Here is a 20758-nt window from a genome sequence, read left to right as displayed (position 1 = left end):
TAGGGTTTAGTTTTACGAATTTATGAAAATAATGAATTGTATGTATCGAAATAATTTTTAATTAAATGATTGTCTGAATTCTAAAGGCGAAACATTTGTTTTGGTTTTGAATAATTTACTGAAGGATTGCTGATGCTCAAAACCTAATTCAAACGCAATTTCACTTATTGATAAAGTGGTTGTCGAAAGTTTTTCTTTAGCCTTTTCGATTAATTTATTGTGGATATGTTGTTGTGTACTCTGGCCCGTAAGCAACTTTAATAAACCGCTTAAATAATTGGGAGAAACATTCAAGTTTTCTGCAATAAATTGAACTGTTGGCAAACCTTTTTTTGACAAAGAATGATCGTTGAAATAATCTTCAAGTAATTTTTCTAACCGAGCTAATATCTGATGATTACTTATTTTTCTAGTAATAAATTGTCGGTTGTAAAAACGCTCAGAATAAGTTAAAAACAACTCGATTTGAGCAATAATCACATCCTGGCTAAATTTATCAATGTTTGATTGATATTCTTGCTGAATATTTTTGATAATTCCCACAAGCATATTTTCCTCTTTGTCAGAAAGGTGTAATGCTTCGTGAACTGCATAACCAAAATAATCATATTGCTTGATTTTTTGTGCCAATGGCGTATTCCATAAAAAATCAGGATGGATCAATAATGACCATCCTGTATGCTGTAATTCTGAATTTCCTTCGATTGAAAAAACTTGACCTGGTGAAATAAACATTAAAACACCTTCTTTAAAATCATATTCTTGCTGGCCGTATCGCATTTTGGCATTCGAATTTCTTTTAAGTGCAATCGAATAAAAATCCAACATTAAGCTTTTGGGTTCGGCTTCGTTGAGATATTTAAGATCTTCAAAATTATAAACGCTTATTAACGGATGGTGGGGTTTTGGCAAATCTCTAAATTCATGAAATTCGCTGATGGTTTTTATTCGGTGTGGTTGAAAATTTGCCATAGTCTAAGGTACTTATTTCTGGTTGTAAATCGAAGAAAATTCTTTTGCGTATGCTGTAAGTTTTATTTTTCCCATTTCAGCAGGTCGGTTTTGGTAATAATCTTCACCCAATGTACCATTATAGAGTGCGGCATACATTTCGACCAAACCTTCGGCAATTTTTGGTTGCATTCCTACAGCAATCAAACCATTTAAAGTTTCCTCATCGGTGGTTAAAACCCAGCTTAAATCAGGTTTTCCAATTGCGTCGCCTAAAATACGTGCTGTTTCATGGCCTGTAAGTTCTTCGCTTGCTACATAACGAACTTTTTTTCCGTCAAGCGGAGTTGTAAGTTCGTCTGCGATAGCGTCTGCAATATCATTTGGAGAAACCCACGGAATAATTGAATCAGCGCCATAATTTGCTGCAATAAAACCTTGATTTTTGATTACAGGAATATAAGCCAGCAAATTGTAATAGAAAGAAGTTGGACGCATAAAAGTTATTGAAACGTCTGAAAGTTTATTCAAAACGGCCTCAATTTCATTATAACGCTGAATAATTCCTGAATTCTTCTCTAAATGCGCTCCAATACTGCTCAGGAAAACCACACTTTTTACACCTGATTTTGCAATTGCTTCGGCATAATTGTTTCCGATTTTACGTGTAAAAGTGTCTAAATCAAGATTCGGATCAAAATAATTCGCACGCGGAATCATACAATAGACGGCATCCGCACCTATAAAACTTTCCGTCAAAAAATCTAAATCTTCAACGGAACCGATTAAAGCTCTTGCACCTAATTTTTCAATAGTTGACTGATTTTCGGCATTGCTACTAATAATCGAAATGTCATGTCCTTTTTGAACCAAATTATTGGCTAAAGGTTTGCTGATGTTCCCTAAAGAACCTGTAAGTATAATTTTCATTTGTTCTAATTTTTGATGTTACAAAGTTGCGCAACATCAAACAAATTGTTTTAGCCAAATCTACTATTGTTGTAGCCGAAAAAGATGCTAAGATTCTAAGACACTAAGATTCTGAGGTTTGGGCTTCTAGTTTTCAGAAAGCCTTTTTTCGTTTTCTGTTTGTGGTTTTCCAGTTGCATTTGGTTCACCTTTTCCCGTTTCAATTAGCTTTTTAAGACTGTTTTGAATGTAATTTGTCCATGCGCCTCTGCAGATTTCAAAACACTCATATTCTGAGGTTAAACCATAATGAGTAAAACGAAGTTCTGTTTTTCCGTCTTTTTCTGAAATCTCAAAAGTTGGTTTTGTATGGGTCCATTCCGTTTTGTCTTCGGTAAATTTGAAGTAATTTTCTTCAACCAGCCAGACAATTTTCTGATTCGGAATTACTTCAATCAATTTTACTTTACAGCGATGAATATCTTCAAAATGATAATCAAATTCATCATTTAGTTTGGCCGCATTTCCTTCAATTTCTTCAGACCACCAACCACGTACATTAGTAACGGCATTAAAAACTTCTTGGGGTGTTTGGTCGACTTGTATAGTTGTGGTAAAATTTGTCGCACTCATCTTGTTTGATTTTTAAAAGTTGAATATCAAATTTATTCTTTAAAAATCAATTAATTAGGGTGTTTAGGAGACAATTTTGAGGGTGTTTTCAGACAAGATTCTCGGATTTAATATCCGATATGTTTTTGGTTAAACTGGACTGAAGTCCAGCTCTACAATATAATTTGTTCCTTCGGAACTATAAAAGAGCCTTTGGCTCGATGTATTTTGTAGGGCCGGACTTTAGTCCGGTTTGTTTGTATTCAATATTGTTAGCCTTTCCTAAAAATTCCTATCAATAAATTGATAATATAAATTGGTGTTGCAATAAAAAGAATTAATAAAAACTCAATAACCAAAGTTACATTTACAGTCCAAAAATTATCATACAAAGGGAAAGTGGTTTCTTCAAGGCGTTTATTATAAAAGAAAATAATCCAATAAAAAAGAAAGCTTCCAATCAGAATAAAAGAATGTATTATAGTCAGAAATTTTACAAGATCTTTTTTGAAAATTCTTTGAATGAGCCAATAACCAGTTCCCATTAAAAAATAACAAATGAATAAAAGAACAGTTGCGTCAGAATTACGAACAACATAATAAGTGTCATGAATATTAACATCTAAAGTTGCTTTTAAATCATTATTTTGTAAAATTCCAATTATTATAATAAGCAAGGAAACACACCAGAATAAGTGATAAACTTTTATTTTTCGAAAATTCATAATTGACTTTTGCGGAAGTTTAAAATACATTATTCCAAATTGCTTTTGCCGGTAACTAAAGCAGGGCCTTTAGGTATCCTAAAAATTAGAATTGTGGCATATACTTGTAAAACCATAACAAAAAAATTAATGACTCCAATTAGTGGAAAATTTATTGCGTAAAAAATAATGCTTTTAATAAAAAGGATACATAATGCAAAGGAGACTAACATTAAGTATTTTACCCAGTTATAACCTCGTCTGACTAAAGTAGCCAAAAAGGCAACAAAAAGAAGAGAAAATAGATTACTGAAAAGGTTATTTAATATATCATTAGGAGGTAATAATAAAACGATGAAACTTAAAACTGCTGACAAATAAATTAAATTGGATGATTTACTATTATTTGGATGAATTGAAATTACTTTTTTCTCCTCCTTTTTATTAATCAATAAATTAATGGAATCTATTTCTTCAGCTGAAAATGCTCGGCCTCTTGTTTTAAGTATTTCAAAAGCAATTTTTGTAGCTTCGGGAACAAATGTAGTTTCTGGTTTAATATAATTTTCTAATTCACGATCAGACATTTGTTCTAAGACACTTTTTTTGACAGCCATTTTTAAATCAATTTTATTTGAAGTTCGAAAATAGTTGATTTAAATAAAATATTGTTCGATTTTCTTACAAATATTTTCAATCAATAAAAAATGTCCTTCCATCATTTTTTCCAGTTCCAAAGTACCGCCCAGAATCAACATTTCTTTATTTTGAAAACGTTGTCCAAGTCGGTCTTCGAGCATAATCGTTTCCATGCTTTGCGCCATTTTAATTTCATTTAAAAAATCATTCGGATGACCTGCTGTGCATATAACTAATCCAAGCGGAACCGTTTTCATTTTCGGAAAAGATGCTGTTTGTCCGTAAGCATATCCAACCGAATACACCCGATCAAACCAGCCTTTTAATTTCGCCGGACAATCGCTCCACCAAACCGGATAAAGAAAAATAACACAATCGGCATTTTCGAGTTTTTTCTGTTCTGCCAAAACATCTTCAGAAATTGGAAGATCAAGTTTTGCAAATCCTTCTCTTTCATATTCGGTTTCAGACATATCGCTTTGAAAGTTTGAAGCATATAAATCAGAAATTTCGAGATTCCAGTTTTGTTTTGCAATTACATTTTTAATTCTTTCTAAAATCTGAAAAGTGTAAGATTTTTTGCTCGGATGACAGTAAACAATTAAAATATTCATTTTGGTTAATTTATTTGAAATTAATTAATCAATTAAAATTGGAGCCGTTTTTAAATTATATAAAGTTAATTCTTATTTTTAACCAACTACAAACCATTTCCAATTATGATAAAAAACTTTTACGCTGTATTATTTTTTATAACCGCTTCAATTTCAGCTTTAGCTCAATTAAAAGCACCATCAGAATTTATTCCGAATTACGGAAAACAAATTTCGTATTATCATCAAGTTGAAGATTATTTTAAATACCTGACCGAAAATTCAGCCTTAATAAAAAAACAGCAATACGGTTTAACAAACGAACAGCGCGATTTAAATTTATACTTTATTTCGGATGCCGAAAACCTGAAAAATCTGGAGCAAATAAGGTTAAATAATTTGGCTTCAATTGGCCTTTCCGATTCAAAATCGGCTACAGCGCAGGATAAAATAATTGTTTGGTTAAGCTTTAATGTTCACGGAAACGAATTTGCCGGAACAGAAAGTGCTTTAACAGTGGCGTATGAACTTTTAAATCCGTCAAACGAAGAAACCAAAAAATGGCTTAAAAATACCATAGTAATTCTGGATCCGTGCATCAATCCTGACGGTTATTCCCGTTACGGAAATTGGCTTCGTGAAATTTCAGGAAAAAAAACACATCCGGGTTTGTACGATAGAGAACATATGGAAGAGTGGCCGGGTGGCAGATACAACCATTATCTTTTTGATTTGAACAGAGACTGGGCGTGGCAAACGCAGGCTGAGTCACAACAACGCATAAAAGTATACAATCAATGGATGCCTCAGGTGCATACAGATGTGCATGAAATGAGTTACAATTCGCCGTACTTTTTTCCTCCGGCTGCAGAACCGCTTCACGAATTTATCGAACAGTACCAAAAAGATTTTCATAACGTTTTAGGAAAAAATATTTCGCAGAAATTCGACAAACAAAACTGGATGTATAATACCAGAGAACGTTTTGATTTGTTTTACCCAAGTTACGGCGATACTTATCCAACATACAATGGCGCAGTTGGATTAACACTTGAGCAGGGCGGGATAGGAGCAGGCCGAGAAGTAACAATGGAAAACGGCTCAAACGTTACCATAAAAGACCGTTTAACACATCATGCAACGGCGGTTTTGACGGTTGTCGAAAGTGCAGCTTCGCAAAAAGAAGTGCTTTTAAAAGGCTTCAGGGATTTTCACACAAACGCGCGCAAAAAAGCAAAAGGTGTTTACAATACCTACGTTTTAAAAAGCAATGCAAAATTGGAACAATTGGCCGAACTATTGAAAAAGAATGACATTGAATTCAGTTATGCAGATGCATCTGAGGGCGCATCTGGATTTCATTATCAAAATAAGAAAAACGAAAGTTTTAAAATTGAGCCAAACGATTTAATCATAAAAGCAGATCAGCCAAGATCAGTTTTAACGCAGGTTTTATTCGAGCCAAATCAAAAACTGAACGATAGTTTGTCATATGATATCACAGCCTGGGCGCTTCCTTTGGCTTACGGAGTGGAAGGTTATGCAGTAAAAAATGCAGTTTCGGTAAAAACAAAAACAGCAATAGAAATTGCTCCCAAAACAATTCCAGCCAGCGTTTATGCTTTTTATGTCCCTTGGAACAGCAGAGTTTCGGCTCAAGTAGTTTCCTTATTGCATCAGGCGGGAATAAAAGTGCGTTCGGCAATGAAAAAGGCAGTTTTCGGAACTATTACAATCGAACCGGGTGGATTAATTATAAGCCGTGCCGATAATCCTAAAACAGCCGATTTTGAAAAAACAGTCAGCGAAATCATCAAAATTAAATCGGATTATAGTTTTATCAGCACAGGATTTTCGACTAATTCAAAAGATATTGGCGGTGAAAATTTCGTTCTTTTAAAAGCGCCAAAAATCTTAATGCTTTCTGGAAAAGGAATTGTTTCAACCGAGTTTGGCGCCAATTGGCATTATTTGGATGAAGTCGTAAAATATCCGGTAAGTATTGTTGAAACTTCAAACTTCAACCGAGTGAAATTGTACAATTACAATACTTTAATACTTTCTGACGGTTCTTATGATTTTTCGGACGACCAGAAAAAACACATTGACGATTGGATTAAAAATGGCGGAAAAGTAATTGCTATGAGCAGTGCTATTTCGTTATTTCAGGATCGCGAAGGTTATGCTTTAAGTATGTTCGCAAGTAAGGAAGACAAAGAAAAGTCAGAAAAAGAGGAGAAAGAAATCGAGCTTAAAAAACGCTTTTTAGACTTCGAAGGTTCAGAGCGAAGAGAAATTTCAGGCACCATTCCGGGTGCGATTATCGAAAATAAACTAGACAAAACGTATCCAATGGCGTTTGGTTTAGGCAACACGTATTACAGTTTAAAAACAAACGAAAGATCGTTTTCACTTTTAAAAAATGCTATTAACGTGGCGTACATTCCTAAAAACTTTTTGAGTTATGGTTTTGTTGGAAACGACATCAAGAAAAAGCTTCCTGAAACCGTGACTTTTGCAGTCGATAAAAGGGGCGACGGATCTGTAATTTATATGATGGACAATCCGCTCTTTAGAGGTTTTTGGGAAAACGGAATCCTCTTGTTCAGCAATTCGTTGTTTTTAGTCAACTAATAAAAAATGCTCTTCTAGAAATTATTCAGAAGAGCATTTTTTTATTTAGAAGCAGAAAATTCCCTTTTCATAAGAACTTTCATTCCCGCTGTCCGCTATATCTTTCATGGTCTCGTTAAAGAAACGAGACCATAAAAGGATGCCGCTTCCATCGGGGCTAGACCAGAACTTTTAGTCTTCATAAGAATCCGAAAAAGAATTGCACAAGTTTATTGTCTTACAAAATACAAATCAGAACCATCAACATAAGATTGTCCTAAAATCATTTCCCCTTTGTCAGAAATCATATGAGTCCATTTTGAATTATCAATAATGACCAATGAGGTCTTTGGAACTCCTGGAGAAGGATCGTCAGATAAATGGCCAACTTTATATTCATATTTGTGCTGTTCTTTTTTTCCATTTTCGTTGATGGTTAAATTATTCCTTGCATCAAATGTGTAAATAATATTTTTGTCTGAATAATCAGAGATGGCTACCCAAGGTATTGGACGATCAGCAGTGCCAAATTGCCAAGTCTCTGCTCTTACTAATTTCCAGTTTCCAATCACAGAATTACGATTGTCATCATCATCTGAACAGCTTGTAAAAGCTAAGAGAATAAAAATAATAGGTATAAGTTTTTTCATGATTATTTATTTTACTTTTTCATTTTGAATAATTTTATTGTAAACGAACATATTCAGAAGAATTGCATTTGTTGCATGTTTTATTCAGGTTTAATTTAGTGCCATTTATTTTAATGCCTTCAGAGCTATGAGTAGGGACAGTCTGCGCTTTTTTATTTGAAATTTGATAATAGCCACCTATGACAAGAGTTTGAGTAGGGGGTTCTCCAGTCACTTGTTTGGTCACCACTTCAAATGTGGTATTAATTGTTAAGGTTCCATCGATATATTTTTTAAAATTGGTACCTGAAAATTCGAGTAGAATTGTTTTTTTTTCAGTTTCAGGTGTAGTAATAGTGCCGTCGACCCCGTTAGTAGTACTAGTCCAGCTCCATTTTCCTTGTAATACTTTTTCAGTTGCAGCTCCGTCATCTTTGGGAGTATCGTCATTGTTGCATGAACTCAAAATAAGTACAATAAAAAGCAAGTAATATTTTTTCATCGGTTCAAATTTATATTGGCTTGATATAAAGATGGTATTTTTGTTAAAAGGTTGCGTTATAATTTTTTAATTAGTTAAAATAAATTTATTTCAGTCGGATTAAAACGCCTTTTCGCTTAACGATATTTTTATAATCCCATTGAATTGTTCTGGCTTTATCAAGCCATCTTTTCAAATCGTCAACATTGATTTGTTCAGCATTTGTATAGCGGGCTTCGGCAGCTTTAAAACTTCCCTCATTTTGAAGACCAGATTCCTCAAAAGTCTGACCGCTCCAAAAAAGCAGTCTCACAGAATCTTTCAATTTACTGTAACCAACAACTGGATTTCCGTCTAAAAACCAAACCGGATGTCTGTGCCAAATTTTGCTTTCGGCTTCATTCAGAAATGCATTTATCTCGGAACTTAATAAATCACATATTTTTTTGTCTTCTGCAGACTGAGAATCGTTGTAATTTTGGATTTCCTGATTCATGATATTTAGTTTTTTGATTAGCTATTTTATATTCTAAAATTTTATTCAAAAAGAGGTTTCAAAAAATGATAAGTCAGATATGTTATGCCACATCCAAAAATGAGCCCCATAAAAATAGGCAGAAAAATTTCTTTATTAACACCCGTTATTAAACAAGATATTTGAGGTTTTTTGCGATCATAAAAAACTTTTACAGAACGGCCAATTATAGATTGTAATTCTTTCTCGGCATGAACATAATTTATACTGTTTGAGTAACTGCCATATTTTTCAGGAAATTTATTAAGCGGTTTGAACTCTTTTGCATACAAAGAATCAGATGGTAAAGTCTGTTTTGATGTATATTGCTGTTCTTTTATGGTATAGGAATATTCCTTTTCAATAATAAATTTAAAAGAGGTACCTCCATCTGAAGAGAAATCTTTAAACTTGATTTCTGCATGAATAATTTCTCCAACTGTTGATGGCCATTTTTTACTTTGAATCATTCGATATAATCCAATTAGCCCCGTAATAAAGAACCAATACGTAACATAGATAAAAAGCGGAAAAAATATAATAATGAATACGGTTGGCAGTGTGTCAAAAGTCCAATTGTTTAAATTCATTTTTCCTATTTTTAATTTAATACTGTGGCCGGAGTAGGATCATTTTCTTTGATTCTGATTCTGCATTTTTTTTCAATATCATAAACATTTTCAATTCCTGAAACATAAATAATATCCGGAACAAATTTGTCTGGTTTGTTTTTTTGGCTTTCCATTTTTCCAGTTCGAAGTTCGAATTCAAGATTCCCAGAGTTATTTTTAGCGTTTATTTTGACATTTCCTGTAAATTGCTCCCAATCGGTGCTGACCGTTTTTCCATTTTGAAATTGAATCAGTCTGGTTTCTGTTCCAACAAAATATCCTCCCTTTTGAAATAAGGAATAAATTGAATTTAGAATCACGTAAATCCCCGCTAAAGTTAATAAACAGATGATTCCGCCAGGAACTATTAATTCACCTAAATCATCTAAGCTTGCGGTTACTGGTACTCCATTTGACTCGAAGTGACTTTCTTCATTTTTAAACAAAGGTCCAAAGAAACCATATATAAAAAGACTCATAAAAGCGCACATGAGAATTCCAATAAGCAACCCACCTAATGATTTGCTGAGCGGATATTTTCGCGCTGCTTTTATGGAGAAATCTATTATTTCATTTTCAATTTGTTTTTTAAGATCAGTAGGTAATTCTAGTAAATTCATTTTGAGGTTATGGTTTTGTTTAGTTTATGTTTTCTAATAATTCAAATAAAATATAAGTTCCGTGATCTGAAGCACCTTTTTCTTTCTCAACAAAACCTTTTCGTCTATAAAAATCTATGGCTTTGCTATTTTGTTGCAAGCATTTTAAAGTAATTGGAAATTGCGTTTTTTCAATTGCAGCTTTCACTAATTCAGTTCCAATATTTTTACCTTGATGTTTTTGATCAACGTACAAATGATGGATAAAATTAGTAGGTATCCAGATCGAAATAAACCCAACTGGAATATCATCTATTAAAGCGACCAGAACTGTTTCTCCTTGAATATGTTTTTCAAAATCATCCAATTGAAATTCAGATGGATCAAGCCATGAAAATGTTCTTTGTCTTTCGTTTAAAAACAAATTTCTTAATGATTCATAATCTTTATTTCTAATTTCGGTTATTGTCATTTGATTTTGTATACCAAAGGTTATTTTAATGATTTAGTTTCATTTTCGAGCATTTTTTCAATATTAAAATAAATTCCGTCAACATTGTATTTGCCTTTTTCAAAACTTAGATAATCGCATTTTTCCACTAGCGATTGTGATTTGCTTTCGAGTTCAAAAACATTCAACAGAACATATTCATGTTCGACGAGAATAACATGAAAACCGCTCTCGCATTTTTTTCCGTCGCCAGAAGATAAGATTGCATTCAAGATACTATGAAATTTAAAAGAAGCTGTTTTTGCGCTCACTTCGTCGCCTTTTAAATGATATGTATAAGCAAGAAGATTAAGTTGTCTGAGATCAAAAGGAAATTCGCTCAAGGTATGATTGATCAGTTTGATGGCTTCGTCATAATCTTTGCTTTCCATTTTTTCTTTACCAAAAATCTCATTGAGCCTTTTTTCATCTGGCGACCTCCAGAAAGCATTGTATTTAGGCTGAAAAACATATCCAAAATATAAATGACGAAATTCATCATGCGTCATAATGGTATCATTTTTAGCTAAACGATCCATTAAATTAGGATAATAGAATGGTGATTTTTTATCTTGAATCTCTTTTTCAATTTGTTTGTAATCTGGAATTTTGAACTCGTTTTCCTGTGCAAAAGCGGTTAGGCAGATCAGTAAAGCAAAGGATAATACAATTTTTCTAATCATGGCTTTAGGGTTTAGTTAGTAGTGCTATTTTGGATTTGTTTCAATGTATCGGGATGCGGTTTGTTTTTTCTCAAGCATAAGTAGGTAAAAAAGGGTAATGCAATAATTTGAAGAACAAAGAATATTAAGGATTCGATTCCTTCTAATTTTTTGTCGCTTATAATTAAAAATTGCTGCCCTAAAGGACCTTTTGAAAAAACAGCAATATGCATTAAATTCCATCCTAAATGCAAACCAATTGGAAGGTATAAGGATTTTGTTTTTGCGTAGGCAAAGGCATACATAAGTCCCCAGATTCCTGTCATTATAAATACAACTAGCATGGAAACAGGATTCCCAATAACACCAAATGAAAACCAATGGTAAATTCCAAATGCTATTGCAGAGATCATAGTGGCGTACTTTACACCAAATTTTTTAATTAGGATATAAAGCAAAGCACCTCTAAAAATTAATTCTTCGAATAAAACCGAACTTAAAACCCACCAAAAACTGCGAAGGAATTGAATAAATGTAAATTGCTTATTAACCGTTATCAGATTATCAGCAATTACAGAATAGGAGAGATAATATAAAACGCAGAAAATTGACGCACCAAGGAAACCAAAAATAAAATTAAGACTTTGATTTTTTGTGACTTTAAAACCTAAAACAGATAAATTCGATTTGTCAAACGTCCAAAGAATTAACCAGGAAAGTAAAAGTTCAACAATTATTCCGATCATAGCAGTTTTGATTTTGTACCGTAATTAATGATTTTTATTCTGTAATCCATTTGCCTTGCGCTTTGGCAAGATCAATTAAATTTTGGCCTTGTTTAGTCATTAAATTCTCTTTAATGAGTCTTTCTGCTCTTTCAATATTTGTTTTGCTCCATTTGCTGGTTTTCAGATTTCGATGCGAAAAAGTTAAATAATAGCTTTCGCCATCGCGTTTTTTGCATAAACTGTCAATCCAGCCAAAACAAAGCGCTTCTTCAGTAGCTTCGATTAAATTGACGCTCGGTACTTTACTTTTTTTGTGGTACAAAATCAACCAAACTGATTTTTCGTTTGCACCATTTTCCGAAAGCCATTTTCTCCAGTCGGCTCGGGTTGGTGCATATACTGCTAATTTTCCGTCTTTTGTTTCCATAAAACTTGCTTTAATTATTTTATTAAAAGTAAAATGGCATTGTGACAACGGATTGTCAGTAGTAAAAATAGTATAAAATATTGAATATAAGCGTTGCGTTTTTTTAAAACAGCAATATGTTTTATGTGTTATGATTTATTTCTGGTAGCATTAAAAGTATTGGTGATATTAACAACAAAATCTTTTGTGGATTCTCCGGTCGGATCTAGATCCGGGTCTAGAATGGTTATTTCAAGCCCGATTAACTTTTCGCTTTGAAACAAATAGGAGGTAAGATCGTTGAATTCTTTATACGAAAGTCCGTCTGGCGTTCTGCTGTCAACACACGGCATAATTTCGTCGTTTAGAACATCAACATCGATATGCAGAAAGAAACCGTCAAGATTTTTGTTTTTTATTTCAGAAAGAAAAGCCGCTGTACAATTCGAAATCCCTTGCTTCCGAAGTTCATTTAAGCTAAAATAGGTTGCTTCTGATTTTATGATTTCATTTTCGTACGCATCATCATATTCACGATTGCCTACGCACCAAAGATTTTCTTCTTTAATGTAAGGCGATAAGTTTAAAATATTTGTCAGCTTTTGATGGCCGTTTCCAGTCACTAAAGACGCCGCCATTCCGCCAACGCCTCCGGTTTCAGATAAAGAAACATCCATAAAATCAGTATGGCCGTCAAGATAAAATAACCCATAGTTTCCCTTTTGTTTTAAAGCGATTGCCGTTCCTAGAAGAATACTGCAGTCACCACCAATTATAAAGGGGAATTTATTTTGAGTTAGTAAATTATTGATTAAATAAGCCTGTTCTCTGGCGTATTCAACCAGTGAATTTGCATTGAGGATTTGGGTTTCGAAATCTTTTGTATTAGTGTATTTTGGAGCATCGAGCGTCAAAACATCTTTTGGATTAATTTCTTTATGCAGATTATGTTTCCATAACCATTTTGGTAATTTTTTTACGCCGGGTTCCTTTCCTGGTTGAGGTTCTTTTAGACCTAAATTTGATGGAAATTCAACAATACAAATCTCTTTCATAATGAACTATGTTTAGGGTAAAGTTATGAAAATAAAAAAATCCGACTTGCTTTCACAAATCGGATTTTTAAATTGAAAATTATATGTAACCGTAAAACGGTATATTTTTTATAAGTGAATTACTTCGCCGTAAGCATCAGCAACAGCTTCCATAACAGCCTCGCTCATTGTTGGGTGAGGGTGAATAGATTTTAAGATTTCATGACCTGTAGTTTCTAGTTTACGAGCTACAACTGCTTCAGCAATCATATCTGTAACACCAGCACCAATCATGTGGCATCCTAACCATTCTCCGTATTTAGCATCGAAGATAACTTTTACGAATCCGTCTGGAGTTCCCGCAGCTTTAGCTTTTCCTGAAGCTGAGAATGGGAATTTACCAATTTTTAATTCGTATCCTTTTTCTTTAGCTTGTTTTTCAGTTAAACCAACAGAAGCGATTTCAGGAGTTGCGTAAGTACAACCAGGAACATTTCCATAATCGATTGGATCTACGTGTAAACCAGCAATTTTTTCCACACAGTTAATTCCTTCAGCAGAAGCTACGTGAGCTAAAGCTTGACCTGGAGTAACGTCTCCAATTGCATAGTATCCTGGAATATTAGTTGCGTTGTAAGCGTTTACTAAGATTTTATCTCTGTCAACGGCGATTCCAACTTCTTCTAAACCAATGTTTTCGATGTTGGTTTTGATTCCAACTGCAGAAAGTAAAATCTCAGCTTCAAGAACTTCTTCTCCTTTTGCTGTTTTAACAAAAGCTTTTACTCCTGAACCAGTTGTATCGATACGCTCAACAGAAGAATTAGTCATAATTTTAATTCCAGCTTTTTTCAAAGAACGCTCAAATTGTTTTGAGATATCTTCGTCTTCTACAGGAACTACGTTTGGCATAAATTCTACAATAGTTACATCAGTTCCCATTGAGTTGTAGAAGTGAGCGAACTCCACTCCAATTGCTCCAGAACCAACAATAATCATAGATTTTGGTTGTGTTGGCAAAGTCATTGCCTGACGGTAACCAATCACTTTTACGCCATCTTGAGGCAAGTTTGGCAACTCACGAGAGCGAGCTCCAGTAGCAATAATAATATGGTCAGCACTGTATTCAGTAACTTTATTATCTTTATCTGTAACGTCAAGTTTTTTACCTGGTTTTAGTTTTCCAAAACCTTCAATAACGTCAATTTTGTTTTTCTTCATCAAGAACTGAACTCCTTTGCTCATTCCTTCAGCAACACCACGGCTACGTTGTACAACTGCTGGGAAATCTTTATCGAATTCAGAAACTTTTAGTCCATAATCAGAAGCATGTTTCAAATAGTCAAAAACCTGAGCTGATTTTAATAATGCTTTAGTTGGGATACATCCCCAGTTCAAACATACACCACCAAGGTTTTCTTTTTCAACTACAGCTACTTTAAAGCCTAATTGTGAAGCTCTAATCGCTGTTACATATCCGCCAGGACCACTTCCTAAAACAATAACGTCGTATTTCATTTTTTTGGTTTTTAGTATTTAATACCGAAATAATGAGGTTTAATTCCGAAACTCATTTTCCGATTTATTCTTTTGTTATTTGTGATTGCGAATTTAAGGATTTATTTTAAAAAAATAGTAAGATGTAAAAAAGTAAAAAGTAAAATGTGTAAAGTAAAAAAGGTAAAATGTGAAATGTTGAATTAAAGTTCCTACATCTCACATTTTACCTCTAACATTTTACTAAAATAATTAAACTTTAACGTGTCCCCAGTTTTCACCGCTGGCGATTCGTCTAATTTGCATTTCGCTTACGCCAAATTGTTTGGCGATCATTTTTAAGCGTGTTTTTTGATCTGGTCTAGCCAAAATTTTCTTGATCAGCATGACTTTTGTGGTCGTTAATTTGCGTCCATCAGCTTTTAAATTGTGTTCGATGAGATTTTTTTTCGCTTGAATCACACGCGGGCTTTTTCGGCTGTGCGCCATCATTTCAGCTTTTGTTGCCCATCGAAGGTTGCTGATGTCATCGTTACTTCTGTTGTAGTCTAAGTGCAAAACATAAGTTTGCTCTTCAGAATCTTTCGGAAGAAAATATTGGGCAACTAATTTGTAGAGAAAAAGATATTTATTGACAATTTTGTCATCTTTTTTAACCTTAAATCTAAAGGTTGGATAACCGTCACTCAAACCGCCTTTAAGGATTCGGCCGTCTTCAATTTTGTCTGTAAAACTTATAAGTCGGCCTCTGTTTGAGATCGCGTATTTAAGTTGTAATGAAGCATTTATTTCTATTTCTTTGAACTGTTCGTCTGGATAAAATCTGTTTTGTGGCATTTTCTTTTACATTTGATTTCTATTATCTCAAAGATAAAAAATAAACCAAAGATGAAATGTTAAAGCACTAGCCCCGACTAGCAGTTTTATGATTTCTATAACGCTGATTTAACGTTTATAAATGTTTTTTTAGCATTTTGAGCCCTAGTTTGCTACCGAAAATTGCGAATCGTACAGGTTTTTGTAATAACCATCAGTTTTATTAAGCAGTTCTTGATGTGTTCCTTGTTCAACGATTAATCCTTTGTCCATTACTACAATTTTATCAGCATTTACAATTGTTGCTAATCGATGTGCAATAATAATAGAAGTTCTTCCTTTAGTAATCGTTTCTGTCGCACGCTGAATTAATTCTTCAGAATAAGTGTCAATTGAAGAAGTTGCTTCGTCCAAAATCAAAATACTCGGATTACTCACATACGAGCGTAAAAAAGCAATTAATTGGCGCTGGCCAGACGACAGCATGACACCACGCTCTTTTACATCAAAATCATAATTATCAGGAAGACTCATAATAAAATCATGAACGCCAATTTTTTTAGCTGCGTCCAGTACTTTTTCACGAGTAATCTCCGGATTGTGTAAAGTAATATTATTGTAAATAGTATCAGCAAACAAAAATACATCTTGCAAAACAACAGCAATTTGTTTTCTTAACGAAGCCAGTGTATAGTTTTCAATATTATGTCCATCAATAAAAATAGTACCGCTATTAATTTCATAAAAACGGTTAAGCAAATTAATTATAGTTGATTTTCCGGCACCAGTTGAACCTACAATTGCAATTGTCTGTCCAGAAGCGACAGATAAATCAATACCTTTAATTACTTCTTCTTCCGGAATATAACTAAAACGAACGTCTTTGAATTCAATACTTCCATCAAAAACAGGAGCTTCAATAGTTCCCGTATCCTGAATGTGATCCTGAGTATCAATAATGTCGAAAACACGATTAGCCGCAATCATTCCTAATTGCATCTCATTAAATTTATCTGCAATTTGACGTAGCGGATTAAAAAGCATTCCAATAAACATTGTATAAGAGAATAGATCTCCAAAAGTTGTAAAATGATCTCCGTTCAAAATTTTAAATCCGCCAAAAACAACTACTAATCCTAAAGTGATTGACGAAATAATATCGGCAATTGGAAAGAAAATGGAGTTGTAAAGAATCGTTTTAATCCAGGCAACCCTATGCTTGTCGTTTATTACTCTAAAATTTTCGGCCTCGATTTTTTCTCTGTTAAAAAGCTGTACGATTTTCATTCCTGTAACACGTTCCTGAACAAACGAATTCATATTAGCTATCTGCGTTCGTACTTCCTCAAAAGCAACTTGCATTTTACGCTGAAAAATTCGAGTGATATAAACAAGAATAGGCATGGCGACAACGACAATCCAAGTCAGCTTCCAATTCATGTAAAACATAAAAAGTAGAACCACCAGCATTTTCATCAAGTCGCTTATAATCATAAAAAGACCTTGGCTGAAAATACGAGCAATCGATTCAATATCTGATACGGATCTGGTTACCAATTGTCCAACAGGAACCAAATCAAAATACTTCATCCTAAAGCTTAAAATATGTTTAAAAAGCTTATTGCGAATGTCTTTTACAATGTCCTGCCCAAGCCAGTTGGCCCAATAAACAAAATAGAATTGGGAAAATACTTCGAATAAAAGCACGACGCCCATTAATATAATGTACATCAATAAACCGTGCTTATCATGCGTTTTGATATAGCCGTCGACCGTTTGTTTTAATAAATAAGGACGAAGCGCGGCAAAAATCGACAGCGAAACTGCAAAAACAATAACGCCATAATAGCGCCACTTGTAAGGTTTTGTATATTTTAAAATTCGTTTGAATAAACCGGTATCGAATGCTTTTGCTTTCATTTATTTTTTAATGCTTTAAGCTTTAGGCTTTAGGCAATAGGCTTAACTTAAAGCGTACTGCTTACAGCTTATAGCTATAAATAATCGTATTTTACTTCGGTTAAATATAAACCATGTGCCGGAACCGAAAATCCAGCTTTTTCTCTGCTTTTGCTGGCAATAATATTTTCAAAATCAGCCAGCGAAATTTTATGCAATCCTATATTTACTAAAGTTCCAACAATAGATCGAACCATATTTCGTAAAAATCGGTTTGCCGAAATAGTAAAAATCAACTTGTTGTTTTCTTGTTTCCAATGTGCCTCAAAAACCGTGCAATCAAATGTGTTTACATCTGTATTTACTTTAGAAAAACATTGAAAATCGGTGTGATTCAATAAAATTTTTGCAGCTTCATTCATCAAAGCTACATCTAATTTTTGGTTAAAATACCAGCTTAGTCCCTGTAAAAACGGATTTTTAACAGTGTTGATATGATATTCGTATGTTCGTTGTGTAGCGTCAAATCGGCAATGTGCTTCATCATGAACCAAAATAATGTCAAAAATGGCAATATCTTTAGGTAAATAAGAATTTAGCTTATGCACTAAATTTGGGACGTCTAACGGAGTTTCAAAATCAAAATGCCCAAACATTTCTTCGGCATGCACTCCGGTATCAGTGCGTCCGGCTCCCATAACATTTATAGATGAATTTAGTAAAACCGAAAGTGCTTTGTTTAAAGTTTCTTGAACAGAAGATGCATTTGGCTGAAACTGCCAGCCGTGATAATGTGTTCCGTTGTAAGCAAATTGAATAAAATATCTCAAGGTAAAGGTTCAAAGGTTCTGAGGCGCAAAGGTACGAAAAAAAGTTGCTAAGGTTCTAAGATGCTAAGATTCTAAGTTTTTTGTCGTCTAAAAATTGTAGAGATGCGTAGAGTGCGTCTAACATTCGATGTCAAAGCAAAATATTAAAAACATTTATTTTGTAAATCGCTTCAAGGAAAACTTAGAATCTTAGCATCTCAAAGCCTTAGAATCTCCTAAAAGAACTGTTAAAACCCAAAATACCAATCATAGTTTACACGGCAAAAAATCGTGTCAGAAATTGACAATTCCAACGATAGAAAATCAATTAAATCTTAACTTTTTTTGCTAAAGATTATCAAACGTTAATTTTGAAAATTTTTCATTTTAACAGGAAATATTTCTCCTATGTTTGTAGTCTAAATATCAAAAACTATGAATGAAATTACTTCTTATTGGTGGATAATTTTAATCTTATTCTCCATTATTTTTTACAAATTTATTTTACGCGTTTTTTTCGGAATGGTAATGGTTCCGGAGGATAAAATTGGTCTTGTGACCAAAAAATTCGTTTTGTTTGGGGCCGACAGGTCGCTTCCGGATGGTCGTATTATTGCAACAAAAGGAGAAGCGGGTTATCAGGCACAAACACTTGCTCCAGGTTTGTACTGGGGAATGTGGATCTGGCAATATTCAATCGACATGACTGGATTTACTATTATCCCAGAAGGGAAAATCGGATTGGTTTTAAGCAAGGACGGAAAGGAAATTCCAACTGGACGAATCCTTGCCCGAAAAGTTGAAAGTGACAATTTTCAGGATGCTACTTCATTCTTGAACAACGGCGGACAAAAAGGACGTCAGACGGCTTTTATTACGACAGGTTCGTATCGTATTAATACGTTCTTATTTGAAATCGTAATTGCGGAGCAAATTAAGATTTATGAAAATATGATTGGTATTGTAACGGCTCTTGACGGGGAACCAATTCCACAAGGTCAGATCGCAGGTAAGTTTGTTGACAACCATAATAACTTTCAGGATTATGACAAGTTTTTAGAGAGTGGCGGAAATCGTGGTTTACAGCCACAGGTGATGTTAGCAGGATCTTACTATATCAATACATGGGGAATTCAGATCGAACAAAATCCGATGACAGATGTGCCAATTGGTTATGTTGGAGTTGTGATTTCATACATAGGAGAAGATGGGCAAGATGTTACAGGAGATACTTTCAAACACGGAAATATTGTTTCAAAAGGGCAGCGCGGTGTGTGGATGGAGCCACTTGGACCTGGGAAATATGCGCTTAATAAATATACAACAAAGTTAGAAGCAGTTCCAACAACAAACTTAGTTTTGAACTGGGCAAACGCTAGAAGCGAATCGCATGATTTAGATAAAAATCTTTCTACGATTACCGTTCGTTCAAAAGATGGTTTCCCGTTTAATTTAGATGTGGCGCAGATTATTCACGTTCCAGCGGCTGAAGCGCCAAAAGTTATTGCACGTTTTGGAAGCATGAACAACTTGGTTTCTCAGGTTTTAGAGCCAACAATTGGTAACTATTTCAGAAACTCAGCTCAGGACAGCGATGTGATTTCTTTTTTAACAACAAGAAAAGAGCGCCAAGAATCGGCTAAAAATCATATTAAGTTAGTTCTTGACGAATATAATGTAAATGCAGTAGATACTTTAATTGGTGATATTGTACCGCCAGATTCGTTAATGAAAACTTTGACTGACAGAAAGCTGGCCGAAGAAGAGCAAAAAACATATCAAACACAAAGAATGGCGCAAGAACAGCGTCAGGGAATGGAGAAAGAAACTGCGATTGCCGATATGCAAAAGGAAATTGTTCGTGCTTCACAAAGTGTTGAAATTGCGCAAAGAACCGCAGATGCAACGGTTAAGAAAGCAGAAGGAGACGCAACCAGTTTAAAATTAAATGTAAATGCTGAAGCTGAAGCAACCAAAATGCGCGCAAATGCAGAAGCGGAAGCAACCAAAGCGAGAGCAGGAGCACAGGCAGAAGCTACCAAATTGAATGCAAGCGCTGAAGCGGAAAGAATTTCAAAAACAGGTTTGGCTGAAGCAGAAAAAATCATGGCAATTGGTAAATCTACGGCTGAATCGTATCAATTACAAGTTAGCGCAATGGGTGGAGACAATTTTACAAGATATAAAGTTACCGAGGAAATTGGTAAAGGAAATATCAAAGTGATTCCTGATGTGTTAATTTCGGGAAATGGAGGTTCTGATGGTTCTATTAGCGGTCTGTTAGGACTAAAACTAATGGAAATGATGGATACTAAAGATTCTAATGAAGGTAAAAATTCTAAGAATTAAGATTTAGGATAATAAAAATACCTAACAGGTTTTTAAAACCTGTTAGGATACAAATCCGATTCGCTTCGCGAATCGGATTTTTTATGTAAAAAATATCTTAGAATCTTAGAACCTTAGCACCTTTAAAAAAAAACTTAGCATCTCAGAACCTTAGCAACTTTAAGAAAAAACCTTTGTACCTTTGCGCCTCAGAACCTCTGTACCTCAAAAAAA

22 protein-coding genes are annotated in these 20758 nt (G+C 34.1%); 2 read left to right on the top strand and 20 right to left on the bottom strand.

Features of this window, described 5'->3' with window-relative positions; all coding sequences use genetic code 11:
- Positions 1–57: 57 nt before the first annotated feature.
- From EV145_RS06490 to EV145_RS06465, 6 genes are all read right to left on the bottom strand, one after another.
- Positions 58–972 (bottom strand): helix-turn-helix domain-containing protein, encoded by a 915-nt coding sequence (locus EV145_RS06490; protein ID WP_133524413.1) that lies wholly within the window; start codon positions 970–972, stop codon positions 58–60.
- A 12-nt stretch (positions 973–984) separates the two neighbouring features.
- Complete coding sequence (locus EV145_RS06485; protein WP_133524412.1) at positions 985–1881, bottom strand: NmrA family NAD(P)-binding protein; 897 nt, start codon at positions 1879–1881, stop codon at positions 985–987.
- Between the two features lie 126 nt (positions 1882–2007).
- On the bottom strand, positions 2008–2493 hold the full coding sequence (locus EV145_RS06480) for an SRPBCC family protein (RefSeq protein ID WP_133524411.1): 486 nt from the start codon (positions 2491–2493) through the stop codon (positions 2008–2010).
- Between the two features lie 251 nt (positions 2494–2744).
- A complete protein-coding gene (locus EV145_RS06475) occupies positions 2745–3197 on the bottom strand; it encodes a hypothetical protein (protein ID WP_133524410.1) in 453 nt (150 codons plus the stop codon).
- Positions 3198–3226: 29 nt separating this feature from the next.
- Positions 3227–3793, bottom strand: a complete 567-nt coding sequence (locus EV145_RS06470; RefSeq protein ID WP_133524409.1) for a hypothetical protein — start codon at positions 3791–3793, stop codon at positions 3227–3229.
- 39 nt (positions 3794–3832) lie between these two features.
- Positions 3833–4429 (bottom strand): NAD(P)H-dependent oxidoreductase, encoded by a 597-nt coding sequence (locus tag EV145_RS06465; protein ID WP_133524408.1) that lies wholly within the window; start codon positions 4427–4429, stop codon positions 3833–3835.
- A 105-nt stretch (positions 4430–4534) separates the two neighbouring features.
- Here EV145_RS06465 and EV145_RS06460 point away from each other — a divergent pair, with 105 nt between their 5' ends.
- Positions 4535–7042 carry a M14 family zinc carboxypeptidase gene (locus EV145_RS06460; protein WP_133524407.1) on the top strand — a complete coding sequence of 836 codons (2508 nt, stop codon included), beginning with the start codon at positions 4535–4537 and terminating at the stop codon, positions 7040–7042.
- Positions 7043–7251: 209 nt separating this feature from the next.
- On the opposite strand, the gene EV145_RS06455 is transcribed toward EV145_RS06460, so the two are convergent.
- The 14 genes from EV145_RS06455 to truA all read right to left on the bottom strand — a co-directional run bounded on the left by EV145_RS06455 (position 7252) and on the right by truA (position 18217).
- Positions 7252–7671, bottom strand: coding sequence for a hypothetical protein (locus EV145_RS06455; RefSeq protein ID WP_133524406.1), 420 nt, complete (start codon positions 7669–7671; stop codon positions 7252–7254).
- 34 nt (positions 7672–7705) lie between these two features.
- Positions 7706–8152: a hypothetical protein gene (locus EV145_RS06450; protein ID WP_133524405.1), complete on the bottom strand. Its 447-nt coding sequence runs from the start codon at positions 8150–8152 to the stop codon at positions 7706–7708.
- Positions 8153–8237: 85 nt separating this feature from the next.
- A complete protein-coding gene (locus tag EV145_RS06445) occupies positions 8238–8627 on the bottom strand; it encodes a DUF1801 domain-containing protein (RefSeq protein WP_133524404.1) in 390 nt (129 codons plus the stop codon).
- Positions 8628–8668: 41 nt separating this feature from the next.
- Complete coding sequence (locus tag EV145_RS06440; RefSeq protein WP_133524403.1) at positions 8669–9235, bottom strand: DUF3592 domain-containing protein; 567 nt, start codon at positions 9233–9235, stop codon at positions 8669–8671.
- A gap of 11 nt (positions 9236–9246) precedes the next feature.
- Positions 9247–9876: a hypothetical protein gene (locus tag EV145_RS06435; protein ID WP_133524402.1), complete on the bottom strand. Its 630-nt coding sequence runs from the start codon at positions 9874–9876 to the stop codon at positions 9247–9249.
- A gap of 19 nt (positions 9877–9895) precedes the next feature.
- The gene (locus EV145_RS06430) at positions 9896–10327 is read right to left on the bottom strand and encodes a GNAT family N-acetyltransferase (protein WP_133524401.1); all 432 of its coding nucleotides are present in this window, start codon (positions 10325–10327) and stop codon (positions 9896–9898) included.
- Positions 10328–10347: 20 nt separating this feature from the next.
- A complete protein-coding gene (locus EV145_RS06425; RefSeq protein ID WP_243739212.1) occupies positions 10348–11028 on the bottom strand; it encodes a DUF4919 domain-containing protein in 681 nt (226 codons plus the stop codon).
- Positions 11029–11039: 11 nt separating this feature from the next.
- The gene (locus EV145_RS06420; protein WP_133524400.1) at positions 11040–11753 is read right to left on the bottom strand and encodes a CPBP family intramembrane glutamic endopeptidase; all 714 of its coding nucleotides are present in this window, start codon (positions 11751–11753) and stop codon (positions 11040–11042) included.
- Between the two features lie 34 nt (positions 11754–11787).
- On the bottom strand, positions 11788–12162 hold the full coding sequence (locus EV145_RS06415; RefSeq protein WP_133524399.1) for a YdeI/OmpD-associated family protein: 375 nt from the start codon (positions 12160–12162) through the stop codon (positions 11788–11790).
- Between the two features lie 128 nt (positions 12163–12290).
- Positions 12291–13196, bottom strand: coding sequence for an arginase family protein (locus EV145_RS06410; protein WP_133524398.1), 906 nt, complete (start codon positions 13194–13196; stop codon positions 12291–12293).
- 108 nt (positions 13197–13304) lie between these two features.
- Entirely contained in the window at positions 13305–14693 is a 1389-nt protein-coding gene (lpdA, locus tag EV145_RS06405) for a dihydrolipoyl dehydrogenase (RefSeq protein ID WP_035748270.1), read from the bottom strand.
- A gap of 231 nt (positions 14694–14924) precedes the next feature.
- Positions 14925–15509: an NUMOD4 domain-containing protein gene (locus tag EV145_RS06400; protein WP_133524397.1), complete on the bottom strand. Its 585-nt coding sequence runs from the start codon at positions 15507–15509 to the stop codon at positions 14925–14927.
- Positions 15510–15653: 144 nt separating this feature from the next.
- Positions 15654–17408, bottom strand: coding sequence for an ABC transporter ATP-binding protein (locus tag EV145_RS06395; protein WP_133524396.1), 1755 nt, complete (start codon positions 17406–17408; stop codon positions 15654–15656).
- Between the two features lie 74 nt (positions 17409–17482).
- Positions 17483–18217 (bottom strand): tRNA pseudouridine(38-40) synthase TruA, encoded by a 735-nt coding sequence (truA, locus tag EV145_RS06390; RefSeq protein WP_133524395.1) that lies wholly within the window; start codon positions 18215–18217, stop codon positions 17483–17485.
- A 414-nt stretch (positions 18218–18631) separates the two neighbouring features.
- Here truA and EV145_RS06385 point away from each other — a divergent pair, with 414 nt between their 5' ends.
- A complete protein-coding gene (locus EV145_RS06385) occupies positions 18632–20545 on the top strand; it encodes an SPFH domain-containing protein (protein ID WP_133524394.1) in 1914 nt (637 codons plus the stop codon).
- The last annotated feature ends 213 nt before the right edge of the window (positions 20546–20758 follow it).

Origin of the sequence: Flavobacterium sp. 245, assembly GCF_004362055.1 — a bacterium.
Lineage (GTDB): Bacteria > Bacteroidota > Bacteroidia > Flavobacteriales > Flavobacteriaceae > Flavobacterium.
Note: the sequence above shows the minus strand (reverse complement) of the source record. Positions and strands in the feature narration are given on the sequence as shown.

Coding starts and splice junctions, on each gene's coding strand:
- EV145_RS06490 (WP_133524413.1), bottom strand. CDS start 972: ATGGCAAATTTTCAACCACACCGAATAAAAACCATCAGCGAATTTCAT.
- EV145_RS06485 (WP_133524412.1), bottom strand. CDS start 1,881: ATGAAAATTATACTTACAGGTTCTTTAGGGAACATCAGCAAACCTTTA.
- EV145_RS06480 (WP_133524411.1), bottom strand. CDS start 2,493: ATGAGTGCGACAAATTTTACCACAACTATACAAGTCGACCAAACACCC.
- EV145_RS06475 (WP_133524410.1), bottom strand. CDS start 3,197: ATGAATTTTCGAAAAATAAAAGTTTATCACTTATTCTGGTGTGTTTCC.
- EV145_RS06470 (WP_133524409.1), bottom strand. CDS start 3,793: ATGGCTGTCAAAAAAAGTGTCTTAGAACAAATGTCTGATCGTGAATTA.
- EV145_RS06465 (WP_133524408.1), bottom strand. CDS start 4,429: ATGAATATTTTAATTGTTTACTGTCATCCGAGCAAAAAATCTTACACT.
- EV145_RS06460 (WP_133524407.1), top strand. CDS start 4,535: ATGATAAAAAACTTTTACGCTGTATTATTTTTTATAACCGCTTCAATT.
- EV145_RS06455 (WP_133524406.1), bottom strand. CDS start 7,671: ATGAAAAAACTTATACCTATTATTTTTATTCTCTTAGCTTTTACAAGC.
- EV145_RS06450 (WP_133524405.1), bottom strand. CDS start 8,152: ATGAAAAAATATTACTTGCTTTTTATTGTACTTATTTTGAGTTCATGC.
- EV145_RS06445 (WP_133524404.1), bottom strand. CDS start 8,627: ATGAATCAGGAAATCCAAAATTACAACGATTCTCAGTCTGCAGAAGAC.
- EV145_RS06440 (WP_133524403.1), bottom strand. CDS start 9,235: ATGAATTTAAACAATTGGACTTTTGACACACTGCCAACCGTATTCATT.
- EV145_RS06435 (WP_133524402.1), bottom strand. CDS start 9,876: ATGAATTTACTAGAATTACCTACTGATCTTAAAAAACAAATTGAAAAT.
- EV145_RS06430 (WP_133524401.1), bottom strand. CDS start 10,327: ATGACAATAACCGAAATTAGAAATAAAGATTATGAATCATTAAGAAAT.
- EV145_RS06425 (WP_243739212.1), bottom strand. CDS start 11,028: ATGATTAGAAAAATTGTATTATCCTTTGCTTTACTGATCTGCCTAACC.
- EV145_RS06420 (WP_133524400.1), bottom strand. CDS start 11,753: ATGATCGGAATAATTGTTGAACTTTTACTTTCCTGGTTAATTCTTTGG.
- EV145_RS06415 (WP_133524399.1), bottom strand. CDS start 12,162: ATGGAAACAAAAGACGGAAAATTAGCAGTATATGCACCAACCCGAGCC.
- EV145_RS06410 (WP_133524398.1), bottom strand. CDS start 13,196: ATGAAAGAGATTTGTATTGTTGAATTTCCATCAAATTTAGGTCTAAAA.
- lpdA (WP_035748270.1), bottom strand. CDS start 14,693: ATGAAATACGACGTTATTGTTTTAGGAAGTGGTCCTGGCGGATATGTA.
- EV145_RS06400 (WP_133524397.1), bottom strand. CDS start 15,509: ATGCCACAAAACAGATTTTATCCAGACGAACAGTTCAAAGAAATAGAA.
- EV145_RS06395 (WP_133524396.1), bottom strand. CDS start 17,408: ATGAAAGCAAAAGCATTCGATACCGGTTTATTCAAACGAATTTTAAAA.
- EV145_RS06385 (WP_133524394.1), top strand. CDS start 18,632: ATGAATGAAATTACTTCTTATTGGTGGATAATTTTAATCTTATTCTCC.